This window comes from Paracoccus sp. (in: a-proteobacteria) (assembly GCF_047973135.1).
Lineage (GTDB): Bacteria > Pseudomonadota > Alphaproteobacteria > Rhodobacterales > Rhodobacteraceae > Paracoccus.
Genome location: NZ_JBKEBL010000292.1, coordinates 1 through 21,204, shown reverse-complemented (window position 1 = coordinate 21,204; position 21,204 = coordinate 1). Strand labels below are relative to the sequence as shown.

At 63.8% G+C, this 21,204-nt stretch carries 19 protein-coding genes; 11 read left to right on the top strand and 8 right to left on the bottom strand.

What is annotated here, in order from left to right; genetic code table 11:
• The coding region (locus ACK5L9_RS21570) for a glucosamine-6-phosphate deaminase (protein ID WP_416913512.1) at positions 1 to 576 on the top strand (576 nt) is incomplete at its 5' end.
• On the opposite strand, the gene ACK5L9_RS21565 is transcribed toward ACK5L9_RS21570, so the two are convergent.
• The 5 genes from ACK5L9_RS21565 to ACK5L9_RS21545 form a co-directional block, all read right to left on the bottom strand.
• Positions 546 to 1,289 carry a copper homeostasis protein CutC gene (locus tag ACK5L9_RS21565; protein ID WP_416913511.1) on the bottom strand — a complete coding sequence of 248 codons (744 nt, stop codon included), beginning with the start codon at positions 1,287 to 1,289 and terminating at the stop codon, positions 546 to 548. The two genes, ACK5L9_RS21570 and ACK5L9_RS21565, sit on opposite strands and share 31 nt — an antisense overlap.
• On the bottom strand, positions 1,286 to 2,554 hold the full coding sequence (locus ACK5L9_RS21560) for an MFS transporter (RefSeq protein ID WP_416913510.1): 1,269 nt from the start codon (positions 2,552 to 2,554) through the stop codon (positions 1,286 to 1,288). The genes ACK5L9_RS21565 and ACK5L9_RS21560 overlap by 4 nt, the downstream gene beginning before the upstream one ends.
• Positions 2,555 to 2,556: 2 nt before the next feature.
• Complete coding sequence (locus ACK5L9_RS21555) at positions 2,557 to 3,990, bottom strand: M81 family metallopeptidase (RefSeq protein ID WP_416913509.1); 1,434 nt, start codon at positions 3,988 to 3,990, stop codon at positions 2,557 to 2,559.
• A 48-nt stretch (positions 3,991 to 4,038) separates the two neighbouring features.
• Positions 4,039 to 5,943: a beta-N-acetylhexosaminidase gene (locus ACK5L9_RS21550; protein ID WP_416913508.1), complete on the bottom strand. Its 1,905-nt coding sequence runs from the start codon at positions 5,941 to 5,943 to the stop codon at positions 4,039 to 4,041.
• A gap of 183 nt (positions 5,944 to 6,126) precedes the next feature.
• Positions 6,127 to 7,038: a MurR/RpiR family transcriptional regulator gene (locus ACK5L9_RS21545; RefSeq protein ID WP_416913507.1), complete on the bottom strand. Its 912-nt coding sequence runs from the start codon at positions 7,036 to 7,038 to the stop codon at positions 6,127 to 6,129.
• A 185-nt stretch (positions 7,039 to 7,223) separates the two neighbouring features.
• On the opposite strand from ACK5L9_RS21545, the gene ACK5L9_RS21540 reads away from it, so the two are divergent.
• The 10 genes from ACK5L9_RS21540 to ACK5L9_RS21495 all read left to right on the top strand — a co-directional run bounded on the left by ACK5L9_RS21540 (position 7,224) and on the right by ACK5L9_RS21495 (position 17,884).
• Positions 7,224 to 7,730, top strand: a complete 507-nt coding sequence (locus tag ACK5L9_RS21540; protein WP_416913506.1) for a hypothetical protein — start codon at positions 7,224 to 7,226, stop codon at positions 7,728 to 7,730.
• 3 nt (positions 7,731 to 7,733) lie between these two features.
• The gene (locus tag ACK5L9_RS21535) at positions 7,734 to 9,230 is read left to right on the top strand and encodes a M81 family metallopeptidase (protein ID WP_416913505.1); all 1,497 of its coding nucleotides are present in this window, start codon (positions 7,734 to 7,736) and stop codon (positions 9,228 to 9,230) included.
• Positions 9,227 to 10,315 carry a D-TA family PLP-dependent enzyme gene (locus ACK5L9_RS21530; protein WP_416913504.1) on the top strand — a complete coding sequence of 363 codons (1,089 nt, stop codon included), beginning with the start codon at positions 9,227 to 9,229 and terminating at the stop codon, positions 10,313 to 10,315. The genes ACK5L9_RS21535 and ACK5L9_RS21530 overlap by 4 nt, the downstream gene beginning before the upstream one ends.
• A 12-nt stretch (positions 10,316 to 10,327) precedes the next feature.
• Positions 10,328 to 11,455, top strand: a complete 1,128-nt coding sequence (nagA, locus tag ACK5L9_RS21525) for an N-acetylglucosamine-6-phosphate deacetylase (RefSeq protein WP_416913503.1) — start codon at positions 10,328 to 10,330, stop codon at positions 11,453 to 11,455.
• Positions 11,452 to 12,369: an ROK family protein gene (locus ACK5L9_RS21520; protein ID WP_416913502.1), complete on the top strand. Its 918-nt coding sequence runs from the start codon at positions 11,452 to 11,454 to the stop codon at positions 12,367 to 12,369. The genes nagA and ACK5L9_RS21520 overlap by 4 nt, the downstream gene beginning before the upstream one ends.
• 156 nt (positions 12,370 to 12,525) lie before the next feature.
• A complete protein-coding gene (locus tag ACK5L9_RS21515) occupies positions 12,526 to 13,683 on the top strand; it encodes a Gfo/Idh/MocA family protein (RefSeq protein ID WP_416913501.1) in 1,158 nt (385 codons plus the stop codon).
• Positions 13,684 to 13,686: 3 nt separating this feature from the next.
• Positions 13,687 to 14,571 (top strand): carbohydrate ABC transporter permease, encoded by an 885-nt coding sequence (locus ACK5L9_RS21510; RefSeq protein ID WP_416913500.1) that lies wholly within the window; start codon positions 13,687 to 13,689, stop codon positions 14,569 to 14,571.
• A gap of 11 nt (positions 14,572 to 14,582) precedes the next feature.
• Positions 14,583 to 15,455: a carbohydrate ABC transporter permease gene (locus ACK5L9_RS21505; protein WP_416913499.1), complete on the top strand. Its 873-nt coding sequence runs from the start codon at positions 14,583 to 14,585 to the stop codon at positions 15,453 to 15,455.
• A 25-nt stretch (positions 15,456 to 15,480) separates the two neighbouring features.
• Positions 15,481 to 16,698: an extracellular solute-binding protein gene (locus ACK5L9_RS21500; protein WP_416913498.1), complete on the top strand. Its 1,218-nt coding sequence runs from the start codon at positions 15,481 to 15,483 to the stop codon at positions 16,696 to 16,698.
• A gap of 70 nt (positions 16,699 to 16,768) precedes the next feature.
• On the top strand, positions 16,769 to 17,884 hold the full coding sequence (locus ACK5L9_RS21495) for an ABC transporter ATP-binding protein (RefSeq protein ID WP_416913497.1): 1,116 nt from the start codon (positions 16,769 to 16,771) through the stop codon (positions 17,882 to 17,884).
• A 64-nt stretch (positions 17,885 to 17,948) separates the two neighbouring features.
• Here the strand turns inward: ACK5L9_RS21495 and ACK5L9_RS21490 are convergent, their stop codons facing one another.
• From ACK5L9_RS21490 to ACK5L9_RS21480, 3 genes are read right to left on the bottom strand one after another with little or no spacing between them, the layout of a single operon-like run.
• Positions 17,949 to 18,740, bottom strand: a complete 792-nt coding sequence (locus ACK5L9_RS21490; RefSeq protein WP_416913496.1) for an SDR family oxidoreductase — start codon at positions 18,738 to 18,740, stop codon at positions 17,949 to 17,951.
• 12 nt (positions 18,741 to 18,752) lie between these two features.
• A complete protein-coding gene (locus ACK5L9_RS21485) occupies positions 18,753 to 19,523 on the bottom strand; it encodes an SDR family oxidoreductase (protein WP_416913495.1) in 771 nt (256 codons plus the stop codon).
• A gap of 13 nt (positions 19,524 to 19,536) precedes the next feature.
• Positions 19,537 to 20,988, bottom strand: a complete 1,452-nt coding sequence (locus ACK5L9_RS21480) for a sugar ABC transporter ATP-binding protein (RefSeq protein ID WP_416913513.1) — start codon at positions 20,986 to 20,988, stop codon at positions 19,537 to 19,539.
• Between the last annotated feature and the right edge of the window lie 216 nt (positions 20,989 to 21,204).

Below are 21,204 nucleotides of genomic sequence, written 5' to 3'. Positions count from 1 at the left end.
TATGTCAGGCTGAAGCCGGATCATCCCTGTTCCTACTGGTATTACATGCGCGAGCATCTGTTCGATCATGTCGATATCGACAGCGCCCGCACCCATCTGCCGCGCGGCGATGCCCCCGACCCCGAGGCCGAGGCGGCGCGCTATGAACAGGCGATCCGCGATTCGGGCGATGTTGGCCTGCAATTGCTGGGGCTTGGCGCGAACGGGCATATCGGTTTCAACGAACCGACCTCAAGCCTGACCTCGCTGACCCGGATCAAGACGCTGACCCGGTCCACCCGCGAGGCGAATGCACGCTTTTTCGACCGCTTCGACGATGTGCCGCGTCTGGCCATTACCATGGGCATCGGCACGATCCTGCGTGCGCAGGAAATCGTGCTGCTGGCCCTGGGCGCGGGCAAGGCCGACGCGACCGCCGCCATGATCGAGGGGCCGGTCTCGGCGGCCTGCCCGGCCTCGGCCCTGCAAATGCACCCCAAGGTCACGGTGGTGCTGGACGAGGGCGCGGCCAGCAAGCTGACGCTGCGCAGCTATTACGAAGAGGTTCACCCTGCCGGGCGCGAAGCAGTGATCTGATCCAGCAACGCGCGCATCCCGGCCACGCGCGCGGCATCGGTTCCGCGCGCGCCCGCCGGCTGAAACCCGAAGCCCCTGACCTTGGGATCCTGCGGGACGGGCAGGGGGCCGGAACAAGAGGCGTGAACCTCGGTCAGCCGCAACCGCGCGTCAAGCTGCGCGACATTGTCGGCGGAAACACCGCTGCCCGGCATGATCGTCACGCCCTGCCCCTGCATCTGCGCCAGCCGGTCGATCCCCTCGACCGCCGTGGGCGCCCCGCCCGAGCTGAGCACCCGCCGGATGCCCAGTTCGCGGCATAGCGACAGGGCCTCGGATACGTCCGGGGTCAGGTCGATGGCCCGGTGAAGCGCGATGTCCATGCCCTCGGCCTCGGCCATCAGGTCGGACAGGGTTTCGGCATCCAGGCGGCCATCGGGCAGGTTCGCCCCGATCACCACGCCCGCCAGCCGCTCGGCGCGGGCGGCAGCGATTTCGGCACGCATCGCCGCGCGTTCGCGGCGGATCCAGACGAAATCGCCCGAACGCGGGCGGATCATCGCCAGCGTCGGCACCCGTGATTCCGCCGCCAGCCGCATCAGCCCGGTCGAGGGCGTCAGCCCGCCCAAAGCCAGTGCCGCGCACAGTTCCAGCCGGTCGGCACCGCCCTTCGCCGCCGCCGCGATCCCTGCCGTGTCATCCACGCAGACCTCAAGTGTGATCCGTGTCATCATTCCTCCCTTTCCAGAATGATCAAAAGCCCCGCGCCTGCAACGCCCGCCAGCCCGCCAAGGACCGCAGCCCCCTGATAACCGGCAATCGCCGTCCCAAGCGCAAAACACGCCGACCCGAAGGCGGCGCCCAGAAACATGTTCACCGCAATCAGCGAGGCTGACAGCCCCGGCAGATCGCGGATCAGATCCAGCAGATAGGTGATCGGCAGGGATATGATCCCGGCCGCCCCCACCCCCGCGACAAGGCTGACCGCATAGACCTGCCAGGGTGCGGTGGTCATGGCCAGCCCGCCCAGATAGATCAGGTACAGCCCCGCCGAAATCGCCAGCGCCGTGGTCACGGTCATGCGTCGCATGGCGCGCACCCACAGGATCATAAAGATCACCTCAAGCACGGCGACCATGCCGACCACCAGCCCCATATCCGCCGCCCGTCCGTTCGCCTGCCCGGTCAGGATCAGCGGCAGCACCGTGCCGTTCACGGTCAGCACCTGACTGATCAGCGCCACGCCAAGGATGCGCAGCGCCGTGCCGGGGACCAGCAGCCGCCCCAGATCGCGCAATCCGGGCTGGACCAGACGCACCTGCGCGGGCCGGTCGGCGCGCCCCGCCGAGGGGGCCACCGGGGCGGTGCCGGTGCCTCCGGCCGGGGGCAGGGGTTCGGATTTCGGGCTGCGGTCGGGCCGCAGCCAGAACAGCACGGTCGCGAGGCAGGCTGCCGCCATCACAGCTGAGATCAGATAGGCATCGATGACGCTGTCCCGGCTTGACAGGGCCAGCCCGACCAACCCCGGAACCACCACCCAAGACAAGGAAATCATCATCCGCATCAAAGCATTTGCGATGGGAATCTCATCTGGTTTCAAATATTCGGATTGCGCGCGCAAATTCCCGAACAGCAGCGAGTTGGTCGCCGAAAACAGCGCCAGAGGCCCAATGACGGCCATCGTGAAAACGGGCTGCGAGGGCATGGCCCAGATCGCCGCAAAGCCCAGAATCCCGATGCCCGACGAAAGGACCAGCGGTCGGTGATAGCTTTGGAACCGGTCGGACAGCAGCCCGATTCCCACCGCCGCGATCGCATTCGTGATCGAGGCGAATACTGCGATCAGCGCATAGGCGTGATTCGACAGGCCCAGTTCGCGGACCCCGATCACCGGCTGAAACGGCGAGGTCGCGGCACCCGCGAAGCCAAAGATAAAGATGGCAACCGCCGAAGCCCGCACAAAGCTGTAACGGCGCAGGATCGAGATATAGGACTGCATGATCAGCCCCCGAACCTGGCCGAAGCACGCGGCGCGGGATGAAAATCGTCGCGCGGCTGGAACGGTACGGTTCCGGCGGGGCGGTGCCGGTTTTCAAGCCGGGGGATGTCCTGATTGACCACGCCATCGGTCAGAGCCATCAGATTCGGCGCGGCGATGGGCGACAGTTCGGGCGACAGATAGCCCGATTTCACCACCAGCAGCCGCACAGCCGAAGGGTCCAGCGCCAGCCGCGTGAAATCGGCGATGTCGTGATAAGGCCGCCGTTTTGCCGCCAGCACGACCCGGATGCCGCCGATCCGCACCACCGCCTGCCGGTCGGCGGGGTCAGAGGCCTTGTCCAGATGCAGCACCTCTGCCTGCGCCCGGACCTGCACCCCGTCCGGATCGAGGCTTGCGCCGATGTTCAGGGTCAGTTCCGCGCCCGGCCCGGCAGCGAAACAGGCCTCGACCGCCGGGCGGTCGGTAATGCCTGCAACCAGCGCGTCCTGCCAATCGCGCGCGATCAGCGCCGCCAGCACGTCGGCACGGTCGCCCACCCCGCCACCGGTCGGGTTATCGCCGCTGTCGGCCAGAATGACCGGGCGGCTGTCCGCGCCTTCGGCGATGTCCAGCATTTCGGACAGCGGACCAGTCACGGGGCCAAAGCGGAAATCGCCGCGCGCAGCCCAGAAACCGGCGGCGATGTCGCGGGCGGCGGCCATGGCCGCGTCGCGGTCGGTGCCGGTGACGATGGCGCAGGCCGTGGCGCGCGGCTCGTCCGCCCAGACATAGCCGATCATCAGATCGGCCCGCCAGACGCCCGGCCCCTCTTGCGCGGGCAGGGCGGCATAAAGCGAGCGGGCCGGCTGATCCTCGGTCGAGGATCGTTCGCCCGGCAACAGCAGCGGCACAGGGGCAAAAACCACGCCCGGACGCTGGCCGGTCTCCAGCGCGCGAATCAGCATCGAAAACGCGGCCTCCATCGTCTCGGCCACGTCGATATGAGGGGCGGTGCGATAGGCGGCAAAGATGTCAATCTGATCGACGATCCGCTGCGAGACATTGCCGTGCAGGTCATAGCTGACGGCAATCGGCATTCTGGGCCCCACGGCCTCGCGGACGGCCGCGATCCAGTCGCCTTCGGCATCCTGCATGCCTTGGACCTTCATCGCGCCATGCATGGCCAGATAGACCGCGTCCAACGGACCTGCCGCCCTCAGCCGGTCCAGAAATTCGGCGCGGAATCCGTCATAGGCATCGCGGCTGACCGGCCCGCCGGGCACCGCGCGGGCGTGCAGCAGCGGGGCGATGTCCGCCCGATACCTGCGCAGAAAGGCAAAATAATCGTGGCCGGTCAGTTCCGCCCCGCGCAGCACGCGGAAATCCAGCGCCTGCATCAGAACAGGGGAATAGGTCGAGCATTCGGTATGGATGCCGCCGACGGCAATGCGCATGGTCTTGTTCCCGGCAAAAGGGGGCGCCGGTGCGGCGCCCCCGCAACGTCACAGCGTCGGATGCAGGCGGACTTGCCGCGCGAAACGCAGCCAGTCCTTGTTGGGCTTTTCGGTCCAGCCCGCCTCGGCCACGATGGACAGCCGGGGAAAGACCAGATCGTTGAACCACTGCGGCGTGCTGTAATGTTCGCACCAGATGCACGCCTGAATGCCGCGCATATGCGTGCGCAGCGCGGCGGGAAAATCGCCCTCGGCCTCGTAATCATAGCTTTGCTGCGGGGGCACCGGCCCGGCCCAGCCCGCGCCGTTTTCCAGCCAGTCCGCGCCCTGCACCATGTCGAGGTAATAGGCCTGCCCAGGCGTCATCACCACGTCATAGCCGCGCCCCGCCAGTTCGATCCCGACCTGCGGATTTTCCCATGCCATCAACAGCGTGCCTTCGGGGGCGACGCCGCCGCCATGGGCGACCTCATTCCAGCCGACCAGAACCTTGCCGCGTTCGGTCAGCATATCCTTGATTTTGCGAAGAAACCAGCTTTGCAGTTCGAAAGTGGTTGAAATTCCTTCGCGGCGCATCAACTCTTGCGCTTTGGGCGAGGTCATCCAGGAATTCGCCGCGACTTCGTCCCCGCCGATATGGAAGTATTTCGAAGGGAATATCGCGCAAAGTTCATCCAGAATCTTTTCCAGAACCTCAAAGCTTTCGGGGATGCCGGGGTTCCATGCGTTGTTCGGATAGCCCTGCACCGGGTGATAGCTTTCGGCTGGTTCGTCCGGATCCACCAGAAAGGGCAGCGCCGCCAGCACGGCCGAGGCATGGCCCGGCGTTTCGACCTCGGGGATGACCTCGACCCCGATGGCGGCGGCATGGGCGACAACCGCGCGCATCTGGTCCTGCGTGTAAAACCCTGTGGCGGGCTTTGCGCCGTTGCAAAGCTGCGGCAGCATCGCCGGCAGGTCCGGCGCACGTGTGGCCCCGATTCGCGTCAGATCCGGATAGGCCAGGATTTCGGCACGCCATGCCTCGTCCTCGGTCAGATGCCAGTGAAAGATATTCAGCCGCTGCCAGGCCAGAATATCGACGATGCGCAGCACCTGATCATAGGTCCAGAAATGCCGGCATACGTCCAGATGGCAACCGCGCCAGCCATAGCGCGGCGCATCCTCGATCACGCCCGAGGCCGGAAAGCGGAACTCGTGGTCCTTGAAGGCCCCGTGCAGCATTTGCGCCAGCGCGATCAGCCCGTGGCGGCGCCCGGTATCGGTGCTGGCCGACAGGGTAATCCGGTCGCCAAATTCCAGCCGATAGCCTTCGGTGGGCAGGGCGGCATCGGCGGCAAAGGCCAGTTCGCGGCTGCCCGATGCGGGCGTCAGTTGCAGCACGCGGCGTGCGGCGGGGAACAGGCGGCGATGCAGCGCATCGACCGTCACCATCAGCAGCCGGTCGCCAGCCGAGGTTCCTTGCGCGGCATGCAGGATCACCGGGGCGGGGCCGGGTTCGGCCTCGATCCGGTTGGGCCAGGGCAGCAGCGCGAAGGGCAGGGTCAGCCGGCCTTCGGGCATACGCGCGGGGGGCAGGGCAGGAACCTCGCCCTCAAGCATCAGATCGCCGATCTGCACGGGCTGATGGGTGCCATCGGCCAGCGAAAGATAGGCCGCGCTGGCCGCGTCGTTGCGATGGACCGGCGCGCGGTTCAGGCCGACCGCCGAAAAACGCCAGCTTTCACCTGGCGCAAGCTCTGCCCCCTCGGGCATCGCAAAGCGGTGGTAATTGGCGTTGCGGCGCAGAAAGCGGGCATTCGTGACAACGTGATCCTTGACGATCCGGGTGATCGTCGTGACCGACAGGGTAAAATCGCGCAGCGTCTGGTCGGACAGGTTGGTCAGGGTCAGCACCCATGTCCCGGCGGGGGCGGGCTCTGCCTGCCATGCGTTTTCAAGAAAGAAGGTCATGTCTTGTCCTGCGGGGTCTCAGTGGTCGTAAAGGGGGGTGCGGAAAGGCGCGGACCTGCGCGCCGCGTTCTTGCCCGGTGGTGTGATGTCAGTCGCAAGTGCCATGTTCTGACTCGTTCTCTTTCTTCGTCTGCGGCCTTGTTCGGCGGGCCGGGATGGCCGCATGCATCCCGGCCCGCATTCCTAGTCGCCCAGCAATTGACGGTCATCCCCGTCGCGATGCCGGATCAGTTGTTCCTTGATCCGCCGCAGCACACGGGCCGCGCGCGGACGGTCGGTATAGGCGACCAGATTGGCCAAGATATCAACCACCGCCAGAAAGGCAAAGCGGGTCGAGCTGGCGCGAAAGATGTTGCGCCCCTCGCGCAGATCGACGGTGATGGCAATCTGGGCCGCCGCAGCCACGGGCGAATCGCTTTGGGTCAGGGCGATGGTCGGGATGCCGCGCTGCCGCAGCAGGCGCAGGCAGCGCACCAGTTCCCAATTCTTGCCGGTAAAGGACGACCCGAAAACCACCGCTCCTTCTTCCACCGCCGAGGACAGCATCAGGTTCATGCCGTGATCGGTCGAGGCCGAGACCATGCAACCCAGCCGGAACAGCCTGTTCTGCATCTCGGTCGCGATCATGGCCGAGTTGCCGCCCGAACCAAAGGCATAGATCATCTGCGCCCCCGACAGCAGATCGACGGCCCGGTCTATCTGTTGCAAATCCAGCGCCTGATGCATCTCGAACAGCGCGTTCTGCGCCTTGGTCACGATATCCTCGGCAACCTCGGTGGTGGTCGAGGTGATCGCCTCGGGCCGCAGATAGCGCAGCCCGACATAACCGCTGCGCGCAAGCTGGACCTTGAAATCGGAAAAGCTGCTGCATCCAAGCCTGCGGCAGAATCGGGTGACGGTAGGGGGCGAGACGCCCGCCTCTTCGGCCAGTTCGGTGATGGACGCATTGGTGGCAAAATGCATGTCCTCCAGCACCGTCTCGGCCAGTTTCCGTTCCAGGGCGGACAGTTTGCCATCCTCGTCCGTCAGGGCATTGATGATCGACGCCCCGGCGGGCGGAACCGCCGGATCGGCCGGGTCTTGATGCGTGCTCATAATTACTCCGGGAAAAAACGGCATCGGGGGGCTTTTCAGCCCCTGTCGGCCGGGAAACCGATGAGGGTGGCAGAGACATGCGTCGTGGTGCATATGAGAAATTCATTTTCGTGCCTTCTTGACATCTAGGCATAACCCGCCCGAATATTCCAGAAGAACCACAGAACGGCTGAAAAAATTTTCAGATGCCCGCGCCTCGCGATCCCTTCACCAACCCTTTCCCCAGCACTGACCCGGATCGACGTGACATCTGGGACATGCTGGTCAGGCGCGATATCGACGCCTATGTCCGCGCCGACTGGCAAGCCGTGGCCGATGATTTCATCGCCACCGGGTTTACCGGAATCGACGCCCGTTTCCAGCCAGACCCCGACGGATTCGCCCTGAGCTTTCCGACCCTGCCCGCCTATCGCGACAGATGGCTGAAAAAGGCCCGCGAATTTCGTACGGAACAGGCGGCGGGCGCGTTCTCGGGCGATCCGCGCCGGGCCATCTATCACGCGACCCGGCTGGAACGAATCGAGATCGACGGCGACGCAGCCCTTGCGCGCAAGAAATTCGACGGCGGGCTGCACCGAACCAATGGCGGCTTTGACAGGATGAACTGGCAAACGCTGTATATCTGCCGCCGCAAGGCAAACCGCTGGAAAATAGCGGGATTTGTCGGCTATCTGCCGCATGTGAAGGACTGAGACTTGACGAAACGCATCTTCGCTGCCGCCCTGGCAACCGAGGTCAACACCTTCTCGCCCATCGTCATCGACCGCAAGGGTTTTGAAGGATCGCTTTACGCCCCGCCGGGCCAGCACCCTGAAACGCCGACGCTATGCACGGCACCGATCCCGGTGGGCCGCAGGGTCTGCGCCGAAAAGGGCTGGACCCTGATCGAGGGCACCGCCGCATGGGCCGACCCCGCCGGTCTGGTCGCGCGATCCACATACGAGGGGCTGCGCGACGAGATTCTGGACCAGTTGCGCGCCGCTCTGCCGGTCGATGCGGTGGTGATGGGGCTGCATGGCGCCATGGTCGCGCAGGGCTATCTGGACCCCGAGGGCGATCTGCTGACCCGCATCCGCGAGATGGTCGGCCCCGATGTGCTGCTGTGTGCCGAACTGGACCCGCACAGCCACCTGACCGCCAAACGTGTCGCGGCGGCGGATTTCTTTGTCGTGTTCAAGGAATTTCCGCATACCGATTTCGTTGATCGGGCCGAAGATCTTTGGCGCATCGCCGTGGATACGCTGGAGGGGCGGGTACGCCCCGTCATGTCGGTCTTTGATTGCAAGATGATCGACGTCTTTCCGACATCGCGCCAGCCGATGCGGGGCTTTGTTGACCGGATGATGCAGATCGAACGCGAGGATCCGCGCGTGCTGTCATTGTCGGCAATCCACGGCTTCATGGCGGGCGACGTGCCGGAACTGGGTACGAAGACCATCGCCGTCACCGATGGGGACGCCGCCCATGGCGCGGATCTGGCGCGCGAACTGGGAATGCAGCTTTTCGCCAATCGCGGCAGGCACATCATGCCCTCGGCCGAGGTGGACGAGACCGTGACCCGCGCCATGGCCGCGCCGCAAGGGCCGGTGGTGATCGCCGACATGTGGGACAATCCCGGCGGCGGCACGGCGGGCGACGCGACGGTGATCCTGAAGGAACTGATGGCGCGCGGCGCCCGCGATGTCGCCATCGGCACGATCTGGGATCCGGTCGCGGTACAGCTTTGCACGGCAGCGGGCGAGGGGGCCGAGATGTATCTGCGCTTTGGCGCGAAATCGGCACCTCTGACGGGCGAGCCGGTGGATGCGTTGGTCCGGGTGCTGACGGTCAGCCCGGATGCGGCGATGGCCTTTGGCGAAAGCGTCGTGCCCTTTGGCCCGGCGGTGCGCATCGAATTGCTGGATCAGGCAGGCGCAGGGACCGGGATTCAGGTAATCCTGAACACGATCCGGGCGCAAAGCTATGATCCGTCGCTGTTTTCGGTGATGGGGATCGACCCGCGGTCGCAGAAAATCCTGGTGATCAAATCGACCAATCATTTCTACGCCGCCTTCGCCCCCATCGCGACGGAAATCCTGTACTGTTCGGCCGGCAAGCCCTATCCAAACGACCCGGCGACGAATCCCTATCGTCTGGTACGAAAGGACATCTGGCCGCGCGTGGAAAACCCGTTCGAAGAGATGCAGGCATGACATTCCCGTGGCCCGAGCCCGGCCAGCCCCTGTCCGAAATCCCGACCCCGATGCCGGTCATCGACGAGGACCGGCTGGCCGCCAATATTGCCCGCGCGCAGGACTATCTGACCAGCCACGGGCTGCGGATGCGCCCGCATGTCAAGACCCACAAAATCCCCGCCGTCGCCCGTCAGCAGGTGGATGCCGGGGCGGTGGGGCTGAATTGCCAGAAAGTGACCGAGGCCGAGGCTTTCGCCGATGCCGGTTTCGACGACATCCTGATCACCTATAACATCCTGGGCGCGGCGCGGCTGTCGCGGCTGCGGGCGCTGAACGACCGGGTGGCGCGACTGTCGGTCGTGGCCGACAGCGCGGCGACGGTCGATGGCCTTGCCGCCGCGTTTGCCACCGACCGCCCGCTGACCGTGCTGGTCGAATGCGACACCGGGGGCGGGCGCTGCGGTGTCCAGACGCCCGAGGCCGCCGCCGCGTTGGCCGCGCATATCGCCGCCGCGCCGGGGCTGCGCTTTGCCGGGCTGCTGACCTATCCGGCGGTCGGGGGCGCGGCGCGGGTCGAGACATTCCTGCAATCGACGATGGCGCTGCTTGCGGCGCGGGGGATAGAATGCCCGGTGCGCTCGAACGGGGGCAGCCCGGATCTGTACAGCGCGCATCTGGTGCCTTCGGCGACGGAACACAGGGCGGGCACCTATGTCTATAACGACCGTGCCATGGTCCGGGCGGGCGAATGCGGGCCGGGCGATCTGGCCATGCATGTTCTGGCCACGGTCGTATCGCGCCCGACGCCAACGCGCGCGGTGCTGGATGCCGGAACAAAGGCGCTGACCTCGGATCTGCTGGGATTCCCCGATCACGGCGGGATCGAGGAATTGCCGGGCGCGCGCATCACCTCATTGTCCGAGGAACATGCCGTGGTCGATCTGACCGATTGCACCGCGCCGCCGCCGCAGGTCGGGGCGCAGGTCCGCATCGTGCCGAACCATACTTGTGTCGTGACCAATCTGTTTGACAGGATGGTCTTTCATCGCGACGGTGTCGTAACCCGGGTTCTGCCGGTCGCGGCGCGCGGAACCGTCTGGTAAGAAAGGGAAATCATGCAGGTCTTTCATGCCGAACGCATTTTCGATGGCGAGGAATGGCATAACGATGCCGCATTGCTGGTCGATGAGGGCCGGGTTCAGGGCATCCGCCCCTCGGCCGATGCCCCCGAGGGGATGCGGCTGCCCGGCTGGATCGCGCCGGGGCTGATCGATTTGCAGGTGAATGGCGGCGGCGGCGTGCTGTTCAACAATGACACCACGCCCGAAGGGATCGCGCGGATCTGTGCCGCCCATGCGGGTTTCGGCACCACGGCAGTGATGATCACCCTGATCACCGACCGCCCCGACGTGACTGACGATGCCATCGCGGCGGGGTTGGCCGGGCAGGGGATTCCCGGCTTTCTGGGCATGCATCTGGAAGGCCCGCATCTGGCGCTGGCACGCAAGGGCACGCATGACCCCGCGCTGATCCGCAAGATGGAGGATGCCGATCTTGCCCGCATCCTGGCCGCTGCGGCGAAGCTGCCGCATCTGATCACCACCGTCGCGCCCGAATCTGTCACCGACGACCAGATCCGGGCGATGGCCGGTGCCGGGGTTGTGGTCAGTCTGGGCCATACCGACACCACCCACGAATCCGCGCGCCATGCCGCCGATGCGGGCGCGGCGATGATCACCCATCTGTTCAACGCCATGAGCCAGCTTGCCCACCGCGCGCCCGGCGTGGTCGGTGCCGCGCTGGAGGACGGGCGGCTGTGGTGCGGGCTGATCGCTGACGGCTTTCACGTCGATGACGCGGCAATGCGGATCGCGCTGCGGGCCAAGCAGGGGCCGGGGCAGATTTTTCTTGTGTCCGACGCCATGTCCACCATTGGCACCGATCTGACCGGGTTCACCCTGAACGGACGGCAGATCCTGCGTTCGGGCGGACGGCTGACCCTGGCCGGAGACGGATCGCTGGCGGGGGCCGACATCGCACAGATTGACGGCATCCGCTATCTGGTGCAGCGGCTGGATGTCGATCCGGGGCAGGCGCTGCGGATGGGCTCGGCCCTGCCGGCACAAGCGATGGGGATTACGGATCGCGGCCATCTGCATCCCGGCGCGCATGCCGATTTCTTCTGCTTCGACGCGGATTTCCACGCGTTACAGACCTATATCGCCGGGGTTCAGGCCGCATGATCCTGTGTTTCGACATCGGCGGCACCGCCATCAAGCCCGCCGAGGCGTTTTCGCCCACCGATCTGCGCCTGCGTGACCGGATGCCCACCCCGGCGCATGATTACGACGCCTTTGTCGGCGTCCTGCGCCATGCGATCGAAACCTCAAGCCAGCGCCCTTCGGTGCTGGCTTTTTCAATGGCGGGCGTGCTGGACCCGGAAACCGGCGCGGCCACGGTTGCCAATATCCCCTGCCTGACGGGCCGCAGGCTTCAGACGGAACTGGAAGCCGCGCTTGGCCTGCCGGTGGTGCTGGCCAATGACGCCGATGCCTTTGCGCTGGCCGAGGCGACGGTGGGCGCGGGCAAGGGGCACGAGGTCGTTCTTGGCGTCATCCTTGGCACCGGCGTCGGTGGCGGCGTCGTCATCCGCGGCGAACTGATCAACGCATCGGGCGGCTTTGCTGGCGAATGGGGCCACGGCCCGGTCGCGCAGCGCATCCTTGGCCAGCCCGAGGCGATCTTGCCCGCCTTCCCCTGCGGTTGCGGTCAGGTCGGTTGTCTGGACGCAATCTGTTCGGCCCGTGGCATGGAAAAGCTGCACCGCGCCCTGCATGGCACCGAGGCCGACAGTCTTGCCATCGTTTCCGGCTGGCAGGCGGACGAGGCGGCAGCGGCGCGAACCATCGCGATCTGGCTGGAAATGCTGTCCGGTCCGCTTTCGATGGTTGGAAATCTGCTGGGTGCTGGTATCATTGCAGTCGGAGGCGGCCTGTCGAACTCGGCCCCGCTGATCGCGTCTCTGGACACAGAAGTACGCGCCCGAATCCTGAGGCGCATGGGTCGCCCGTTAGTGGTTCCAGCTTTGTGCAAGATCGAGCCCGGCCTTGTCGGCGCGGCCATCCTTGGCCTGCGCCGCGCGGGCGAGGTTCTTTAGATTTCCGTTTCATCGGGCTGCCGCTATCACGGCAAGCCCGTCAGTTCCGTTGATGAAAATTTATTACAGTCTTGTTGAAGATTTCTTAATTTTTCTTGACCTGATCGGCTATTTCGTCGAGAGTACAGAAAATAAATTTCTCCTGAGGGATGGGGAATGAAAGTCGGAATAATCGGTCTGGGCTATCGTCTGGGTTATCTTGGGCACGTCTTTCACGAGATGGATCCAGCTTTCGAAATCGTGGGATATGTCGATCCCGCGCCTGCTGGCATGGCCACTTTGCAAAAGCACGGTATTCCGGCTGGCACGCAATACGCGACGCCACAGGAACTGATTCGCGCAGGTGGTTTCGACCTGCTGATGATCGGCTCGCCCAATCACATGCATCTTGATCAGATCCGTCTGGGGCTTGAGGCAGGCGTCAAGGTTTTCTCGGAAAAGCCCATCGTCTCTACCATCGAACAGACCTGCGAGCTGGCCGCGCTGACCGCAATACACGGGGTCGAAAACCTGCTGGTCGGGCTGGTCCTGCGCTATGCGCCGCTGTATCGCGACCTGCTGGCGGCGCGCGATCAGGGCTTGCTGGGCAAGATCGTGTCCATCGAGGCGGCCGAGCATATCTTTCCCTATCACGGCGCATTTTTCATGCGCGACTGGCGGCGATACGAGAAATGGTCCGGCAGCTTCATGCTGGAAAAATGCTGTCACGATCTGGACCTGTATAACGGCCTGATCGGTGCGCGGCCCGAACGTGTGGCCAGTTTCGGCGGGCGCAAGACCTTTGTGCCCGAAAACGATCCGCGCAATGACGGCATCAACGACATGTCGCTGTTCCACCGCAAGCCTTCGGGTTGGAACGGGTCGGACAGGGTGTTCGACAACGATGCCGACATTATCGACTATCAGGTGGCCATCGTCGAATACGCCAATGGCGTCGGCATGAATTTCCACACCAACCTGAATGCGCCCGACCAGTTCCGCCGCTTTGCCGTGTTCGGTACGCGCGGGCAGGCCGAGGGCGATTTCATCCGCGGCTTTCTGAATGTGCACGACGTGCTGTCCGAAAGCCGCGTGATGGAAAAGCAATACAAGGCCACGGCCTTGTCGCAGCATTACGGCTCGGACGAAAAGATGGCGGCCGAGGTGGTGGATCACGTGATGAAGGGCGGCCCGCTGCCGGTGTCGCCGCTTGACGCGCTTGAGGCCGGGATCCTGGCCCTTGCCATGGACGAGGCCCGCCACAGCCGGCAGGTCGTCGATCTTCGCCCGGTCTGGGACCGCTATGACAACGCCCTGACACGAAAGGCCGCCTGACGCATGGTCAATTCCCGTTCAGCCCGAATCTTTGCCTGGGCATTGCTGGCACCAGCGATCCTTTACGTGGTGATCATCGTCGCCTATCCGCTGGTCGAGACATTCCGCCTGTCCTTTACCGACGCCTCGCTGCGCAAGACAGTGAATTATGTCGGCTGGACCAACTATCTCAAGATCTTCGACGAGACCTTTTTCCAGATCATCCTGCGCACCTTCACCTGGACCTTCTTTTCGGTGCTGATGAAGATGATGATCGGCATGTTCGGCGCGGTGATGCTGAACGCCGCGGTGCCGGGACGCCACCTGTTCCGCGTGCTGACCATGCCGCCCTGGATCGTGCCGATGGCCATCGGGATCTTCATGTGGGGCTGGATGTATAACGGCCAGTTCGGGATGATCTCGGGCGTGTTGCAGCGGCTGGGGCTGGTCGATGGGCCGGTTGCCTTTCTGGCCTATGGTCACACCGCCTATTGGGCGACCATCGTGACGGATGTGTGGATCGGCGTGCCGATGGTGACGATCTATTTCCTGGCCGCGATGCAGTCGATCCCGAAGGATCTGTACGAAGCCGCCTGGACCGATGGCGCAAGCCGCTGGACCCGGTTCCGCCGCATCACCGTGCCGCTGATGTCGCCTTCGATCATCACCATGTCGATGCTGTCGCTGATCGCCACATTCAACAGTTTCGACATCATCTGGATCCTGACGCAGGGCGGCCCGAACAGCGAAACCACGACAATGATCATCGACACCTATCGCACCGCCATCGGGTCCAAGAAATACGGCGAGGGCGCGGCGCGCGCGGTGGTGATCTGCATCTTCCTGTCGCTGTTCTGCTTCGCCTATTTCCGCATCACCCGCCGCCTGGCCGGCGACCAGAAACGCTGAGGAGAACCGTCATGGCCAAGTCAAATCGTGACGACATCCCGATGGTGGACCGCTATGGCAAGCTTGAGGTGGTGGCGATCTATGCCGGCATCGCGCTGTTCCTGACCTTTCTTCTGTCGCCCTTCGTCGAGGGGTTTCTGGTCAGCCTCAAGCCCTTGTCGCAGCTTTTCTCGTCGCCCTATCGCTTCTGGCCTGAAAACGGGTCGTTTGCCGCCTATTTCACCATGTGGAAAAGCGTGCCGGGTTTCGGGCGCTATATCTTCAACTCGTTCCTGATCTCGTCGGTGGTGACGGTGGTGGTGCTGTGTCTTGTGGTGCCCGCCGCCTATGCCTTCGCGCGGTTCCGCTTTGCGGGGATGCCGCTGGTTTTGGGCGCGTTTCTGGCGGTCAGCATGTTTTCGGGCGCGGTTCTGCTGATCCCGCTGTTCCGGCTGATGCGGACCATGGGGCTGCTGAACACCTATTTCGCGATGATCATCCCCGGCGCGGCCTTCCTGATTCCTTCGGCGATCTGGTTGCTGCGCACCTATATGATGCGCATCCCGACCGAGCTGAACGAGGCCGCCTATATGGACGGCGCCAGCCAGATTTACACCTTCCGCCGGGTGATCCTGCCGATTGCGCGACCGGGGATCGTGGTGGTCGCGATCATGACGTTCATCGGGGCCTATGCGCAGCAGTTCATATTTGCACTGACCTTCAATTCCAAGACCGAATACATGCCGCTGCCGGTCGGCCTGTTCGCCTATTTCGGCAAGCAAGAAGTGATCTGGAACGAGCTGATGGCTGCAAGCTTTGTCGGCATCCTGCCCGCGCTGATCATCATCTTTGTCCTTCAGCGGCATCTCGTTGGCGGCCTGACTGCTGGCGCCGTCAAGCAATAACCTCGGACAATCAGGGAGTACTGTCTTGAGCAATATCATTCGCAACAGCCTTGTCGCCGCCATTCTGGCCGGCACAACCGCCTTGCCCGCGCTGGCAGAGGAAATCAGCTGGATCTACTGCGGCGACAAGATCGACCCGATCCATGAACGCGCCGTCAAGGAATGGGAGGCCAAGAACGAAGGCTGGACCGTCAAGGTCGAGGTCGTCGGCTGGGCCCAGTGTCAGGACAAGGCCACCACGCTGGCCGCCGCAGGCAGCCCCGCAGGCATGGCTTATGTCGGGTCGCGCACGCTGAAGGAATTCGCGGAAAACGAACTGATCGTGCCGGTTCCGATGACGGATGAGGAAAAGGCATCCTACTATCCGAACATCGTCGATACCGTCACCTTCGACGACACCCAGTGGGGCGTGCCCATCGCTTTTTCGACCAAGGCGCTGTATTGGAACAAGGATCTGTTCACGCAGGCCGGGCTTGACCCGGAAATGCCGCCGAAAACCTGGGCCGAAGAAATCGAGATGGCCAAGACCATCAAGGAAAAGACCGGCATCCCCGGTTTCGGTCTGGTCGCCAAGACCTTTGACAACACCATGCACCAGTTCCTGCACTGGGTTTACACGAATAACGGCAAGATCATCGACGCCGAAGGCAATATCGTGATGGACAACCCGCAGGTTCTGGCCGCGTTGCAGGCCTATAAGGACATGGTGCCCTGGTCCGAGGAAGGCCCGACCGCCTATGAACAGAACGAGGTTCGCGCGATCTTCCTGGATGGCAAGGCTGCGATGATCCATTCGGGGTCGGGCGCTGCCGCCCGTCTGAAGGACACCAAGATCAACTGGGGTGTAACGACCCTGCCCGTCGGGCCGGAAGCCACCGGGCCGGGCACGCTGCTGATCACCGATTCGCTGGCGATCTTTGCCGATACCGGGGTCGAGGAAAAGGCGATCGATCTGGCGAAATACATCACCTCGCCGGAAATTCAGGGCGAATATGAATTGCAGGGCGGTGCCGGTCTGACGCCGCTGCGGCCTTCGGCCAAGGTGGATGAATTCGTCGCCGCCGACCCGTCATGGAAACCCTTCATCGACGGCATCGCCTATGGCGGACCGGAACCCCTGTTCACCGATTACAAAGGGTTCCAGAACGTCATGATCGGCATGGTCCAGTCCGTCGTCACCGGCGCGGCCGAACCGCAGGCGGCGCTGACCAAGGCCGCCAAGGATCTGGAAGAGTACAAGTAAACGTAACTGACCGGCCGCCCCTTGCGGTGGCCGGTCGTCCATCTGCCGTTACGACAAGAGGAGACGCGCCTTGGGGCAGCTTTCGCTGAAAAATGTGGTCAAGACCTTTGGCAATATAGAGGTCGTCAAGGGTGTCTCGCTGGACGTCAAGGACGGGGAATTCGTCGTGTTCGTCGGTCCCTCCGGCTGCGGCAAGTCCACCTTGCTGCGGATGATCGCGGGGCTGGAACATACGACCTCGGGCGATCTGGTTATCGACGGCAAGCGCGTGAACGACCTGCCGCCGGTCAAGCGCGGCATCGCCATGGTGTTCCAGTCCTATGCGCTTTATCCGCATATGTCGGTCTATGAGAATATCGCCTTCCCGCTGCGCGTCGAGCGTGCCGCCGAGGATGACATCAAGCGCAAGGTCGAGTCCGCAGCCGAGATCCTGCATCTGGACCAGCGCCTGCAACAGAAACCCGGCATGCTGTCGGGCGGCCAGCGTCAGCGCGTCGCCATCGGCCGCGCCATCGTGCGCGAACCCGCGATCTTTCTGTTCGACGAGCCGCTGTCGAACCTGGACGCCGCGCTGCGCGCCGATATGCGCATCGAACTGACGCGCCTGCACAAGCAGCTTGGCTCGACCATGATCTATGTGACCCACGACCAGATCGAGGCCATGACCATGGCCGACCGGATCGTGGTGCTGCATGCGGGCTATATCTCGCAGGTGGGCAAGCCGCTGGAGCTGTATCACAAGCCGCAGAACACCTTTGTCGCGGGGTTCATCGGCAACCCAAAGATGAACTTTCTGCCTGCCCGCTGTACGGGCGTGTCCGATGCCGGCGTGACCGTGGAATACGAGGGCAACCGCCTGACCATTCCCGTCACCCCACGTTCAGGGCTTGAGGGCAAGACCCTGACCTTGGGGATCCGGCCTGAACATATCATCCTTGGCGCGGGAGAAGCGACCCTGACCATCGAACCCACCGTGGTCGAGCGTCTGGGTCAGAACACCATCGGTTACGCGAATGTCCCGCAAGTCGAGGAACATTTTTGCCTTGTCCTGCCCGGCACCCAGATGATCGAGGCCGACGAATCCTTGCAGATCGGCTTTGCCGCTGCGGATTGCCACCTGTTCGACGCAGAGGGTCAGGCGCTTGAGCGCCGGATCGACCTGCGCGGACTTAAATTGCCGGACTGAACCACCGGCGGACTGGGCCGGACTGTTTTCACAGCCCGGCCTTTTTTCGTTTGTTCCTGCGCTGTCACCAACAGCAGAACCCGCCATCGACCAGCAGATCGACGCCCGTGCAATAGGACGCGGCATCCGACAGCAAAAACACCGCCGGCCCGACCATCTCGTCAACGCTGGCCATGCGCTGCATCGGGGTCTGGCTTTCAAATTCCTTTGTCTGATGCACCATTTCGGGGCGGGTATTCATCGGCGTGGCGGTATAGCCGGGGCTGATCGAGTTCACGCGAATCCCGCGATCCACCCATTCCATCGCCATGGATTTCGACATATGGATCACGCCCGCCTTTGAGGCGTTGTAATGCACCTGTTTCAGCCCGCGATTGACGATCACCCCAGACATCGAGGCGATATTCACGATGGAACCGCCCTGCCCATGGGCCAGCATCGCCCGCGCCTCGGCCTGACAGGACAGCCAGACGCCTTTCATGTTGATGTCCATCAGGGTTTGATACTGATCCTCGGACATGTCCTCGGCCGGGTTCGCATTGGCGATGCCCGCCGCGTTCACGGCCAGACGCAGCGGGCCAAGATCGGCCCCGACCCGCGCCACGGCATCGGCCAGCGCCTGCGCGCTGGTCACGTCAGCCGCGATTTGCAGCGACCTGCGGCCCGCGCCCGCGATGAAATCCGCCGTTTGCGTCAGCCCGTCATCGCTGCGCCGGTCCAGCAGCGCCACATCCGCGCCGCATTGCGCAAGGCCCATGGCGATACGCTGGCCGATGCCGCTGCCCGCACCAGTCACAAGCGCGACGCGCCCTGACAGATCGAACAGGGCCGGCGCGTTCAGGGTGATGTCAGCCATTCTGTCCTCCGGTCACGACATGATCAGGCCGCCATCGACATTGATGGTCTGGCCGGTGATGTAATCGGCATCCTCGCTGGCCAGAAAGGCGATCAGCCCGGCCACATCGCGGCCTTCGCCCGCGCGTTTCATGGGGATGTTCTGCACCCATTCCTGCATCAGCTCGCCCGGCCCGTAATCGCCCAGCATCTGCCCCCAGACGCGGTCGTTGTAATCCCACATGTCGGTCTTGATGATGCCGGGGCAGATGGCATTGACGGTGATACCGTCCAGCGCGACCTCTTTCGCAAGGCTTTGCGTCATCCCCATCACCCCGAATTTCGAGGCGGCGTAATGCGGGGTATAGATAAAGCCGTCGCGCGCCTGACCCGAGGCGATGTTGATCAACCGTCCACCCTTGCCCGATTTGCGCATCTGCCGGATGGCCGCCTGACAGCACAGGAAGGCGCCCTTGGTGTTCACGTCCATGGTCGCGTCCCATTCGGCGGCGGTCAGATCCTCGACCCTGGCGATTGTGATGATGCCCGCGTTCTGGACCGAGATATCGACCCCGCCATATTCCACCACGGCGCGGTCATACAGCGCAGCCACCGCAGCCGGATCGGTCACATCGCAGATCACGCCCGTTGCGCAGGGCAGGCGGGCCGCCGCCTGGGTCACGTCCTCTTCGACCGAGGCCAGGACAAGCGCCGCCCCCTCGGCCGCAAAGCGTTCGGCGATGGCAAACCCGATGCCCTTGTTGCCGCCGGTAACGACGACGGTTTTTCCTTCAAAGCGCCTCATGCGGCCCTCCACCTTATGCTGTTGCCAGTTCCATGACCGAAACGTCATTCGCTTCGGAGTGATCAAGAATGCCCGTTGCGCGGCCTGCCGCCATGACCAGAATGCGGTTCGAGACGCCCAGAACCTCTTCCAGATCGGAACTGACGACAATCACCGCCACACCCTGCGCCGCAAGCCCGTGGATGATTTCATAGATCGAGGAACGCGCGCCCACATCGATCCCCCGCGTCGGTTCGTCCAGCAGAACGACGCGCGGATTGCGGGCCAGCCATTTGGCGATGACCACCTTTTGCTGATTTCCGCCCGACATTTCACCGGCATTCTGCCCCTCGCGGCCCTTGACGCCGAATCTGCCGATATTTTCATTCGCGAAATCGCGCACCCGGCCCGAGGTGATCCAGCCTTTTTTGCCGACAGTTTCGAAATTCGAATAGGCGATATTCTCGCCGATGCTGTGGTCCAGAATGACGCCCTGCAACTTGCGGTCTTCGGGGACCAGAACGATGCCGTTGCCGATGGCCTCGCGGGGCGATTTCGGCGTGACGTCCTGCCCGTTCAGCGTGACCGTGCCCGAGGCGACGGGATCGGCCCCGGCAATGGCGCGCACCAGTTCGGTGCGGCCCGCGCCGACCAGACCGGCAATGCCGAAAATCTCGCCCTGCCTGACCGAAAAGCTGACATCGCGGAACCGTCCCGCCGCCGAGGTCAGCCCGCTGACCTGCAAGACGGGCGTTTCGGCGGGTTTGGCCAGCGGGGGGAACATCTGTTCCATGCTGCGCCCTACCATCGCCTCGACAATGGTGCGGATCGGCAGGTCGGCAGTGTCGAATTGCTGCACCTTCTCGCCGTCGCGCATGACGACGATGCGGTCGGCAATCTGCCTGATTTCTTCCAGACGGTGCGAGATATAGATGATGCCGACCCCGTCGGCCTTGAGCCTTTCGATCTGGCGGAACAGCAGCTTTGTTTCCTCGCCCCCCAGGGCGGCGGTGGGTTCGTCCAGGATCAGCAGGCGCGCGTTCAGCGTCAGCGCCTTGGCGATCTCGATCAGTTGCTGGCTGGCGGTGGGCAGCCCCTCGACCGGACGGCGGGGCGAGATGTTCAGCCCCAGCCGTTCAAGCCCCTGCCGGGCGCGGCTTTCCATCTCGCGCCGGTCCAGCCTGCCGCCCCGCATCGGATAGCGGCCCACAAAGATGTTTTCGGCGATGGACAGATGCGGCAGCAGCAGCAATTCCTGATGAATCATGCCGACGCCCGCATCTATGGCCTCGCGCGGGCTGGCGGGCGCGTAGGGCGCGCCCTGCCAGGTCATCGTCCCCGAAGATGGCAGCACCGTCCCCGAGATCACATTCGAGACAGTCGATTTCCCCGCCCCGTTTTCCCCCAGCAGCGCCACGACCTCGCCCGGATGGATGTCCAGGTCGATGCCGTGCAGAACCTCGACCGGCCCATAGGATTTGCGGATGCCCCGCAGGGTCAGGATCGGTTGTGTGCCGTCTTGTGCCAGGGCGCTGCCTTTCTTGTGGGAATGTCGGGATTATGGGTGCTGTTCCACGTATGTCGGCGCCTCCTCGCAGGTGGTCAGAACCGCGTTCGGGGTCTGGCGTTCGGTCTCGGTTTCGCCGGCCGCGACGGCAATCGCCGAATCCACCGCCTTGCGGCCCATCTGCTGCGTGCTTTG

Excerpts from the sequence above, each read along its gene's own strand:
- ACK5L9_RS21565 (WP_416913511.1), bottom strand. The coding sequence starts at position 1,289 with ATGATGACACGGATCACACTTGAGGTCTGCGTGGATGACACGGCAGGG.
- ACK5L9_RS21560 (WP_416913510.1), bottom strand. The coding sequence starts at position 2,554 with ATGCAGTCCTATATCTCGATCCTGCGCCGTTACAGCTTTGTGCGGGCT.
- ACK5L9_RS21555 (WP_416913509.1), bottom strand. The coding sequence starts at position 3,990 with ATGCGCATTGCCGTCGGCGGCATCCATACCGAATGCTCGACCTATTCC.
- ACK5L9_RS21550 (WP_416913508.1), bottom strand. The coding sequence starts at position 5,943 with ATGACCTTCTTTCTTGAAAACGCATGGCAGGCAGAGCCCGCCCCCGCC.
- ACK5L9_RS21545 (WP_416913507.1), bottom strand. The coding sequence starts at position 7,038 with ATGAGCACGCATCAAGACCCGGCCGATCCGGCGGTTCCGCCCGCCGGG.
- ACK5L9_RS21540 (WP_416913506.1), top strand. The coding sequence starts at position 7,224 with ATGCCCGCGCCTCGCGATCCCTTCACCAACCCTTTCCCCAGCACTGAC.
- ACK5L9_RS21530 (WP_416913504.1), top strand. The coding sequence starts at position 9,227 with ATGACATTCCCGTGGCCCGAGCCCGGCCAGCCCCTGTCCGAAATCCCG.
- nagA (WP_416913503.1), top strand. The coding sequence starts at position 10,328 with ATGCAGGTCTTTCATGCCGAACGCATTTTCGATGGCGAGGAATGGCAT.
- ACK5L9_RS21520 (WP_416913502.1), top strand. The coding sequence starts at position 11,452 with ATGATCCTGTGTTTCGACATCGGCGGCACCGCCATCAAGCCCGCCGAG.
- ACK5L9_RS21515 (WP_416913501.1), top strand. The coding sequence starts at position 12,526 with ATGAAAGTCGGAATAATCGGTCTGGGCTATCGTCTGGGTTATCTTGGG.
- ACK5L9_RS21510 (WP_416913500.1), top strand. The coding sequence starts at position 13,687 with ATGGTCAATTCCCGTTCAGCCCGAATCTTTGCCTGGGCATTGCTGGCA.
- ACK5L9_RS21505 (WP_416913499.1), top strand. The coding sequence starts at position 14,583 with ATGGCCAAGTCAAATCGTGACGACATCCCGATGGTGGACCGCTATGGC.
- ACK5L9_RS21490 (WP_416913496.1), bottom strand. The coding sequence starts at position 18,740 with ATGGCTGACATCACCCTGAACGCGCCGGCCCTGTTCGATCTGTCAGGG.
- ACK5L9_RS21485 (WP_416913495.1), bottom strand. The coding sequence starts at position 19,523 with ATGAGGCGCTTTGAAGGAAAAACCGTCGTCGTTACCGGCGGCAACAAG.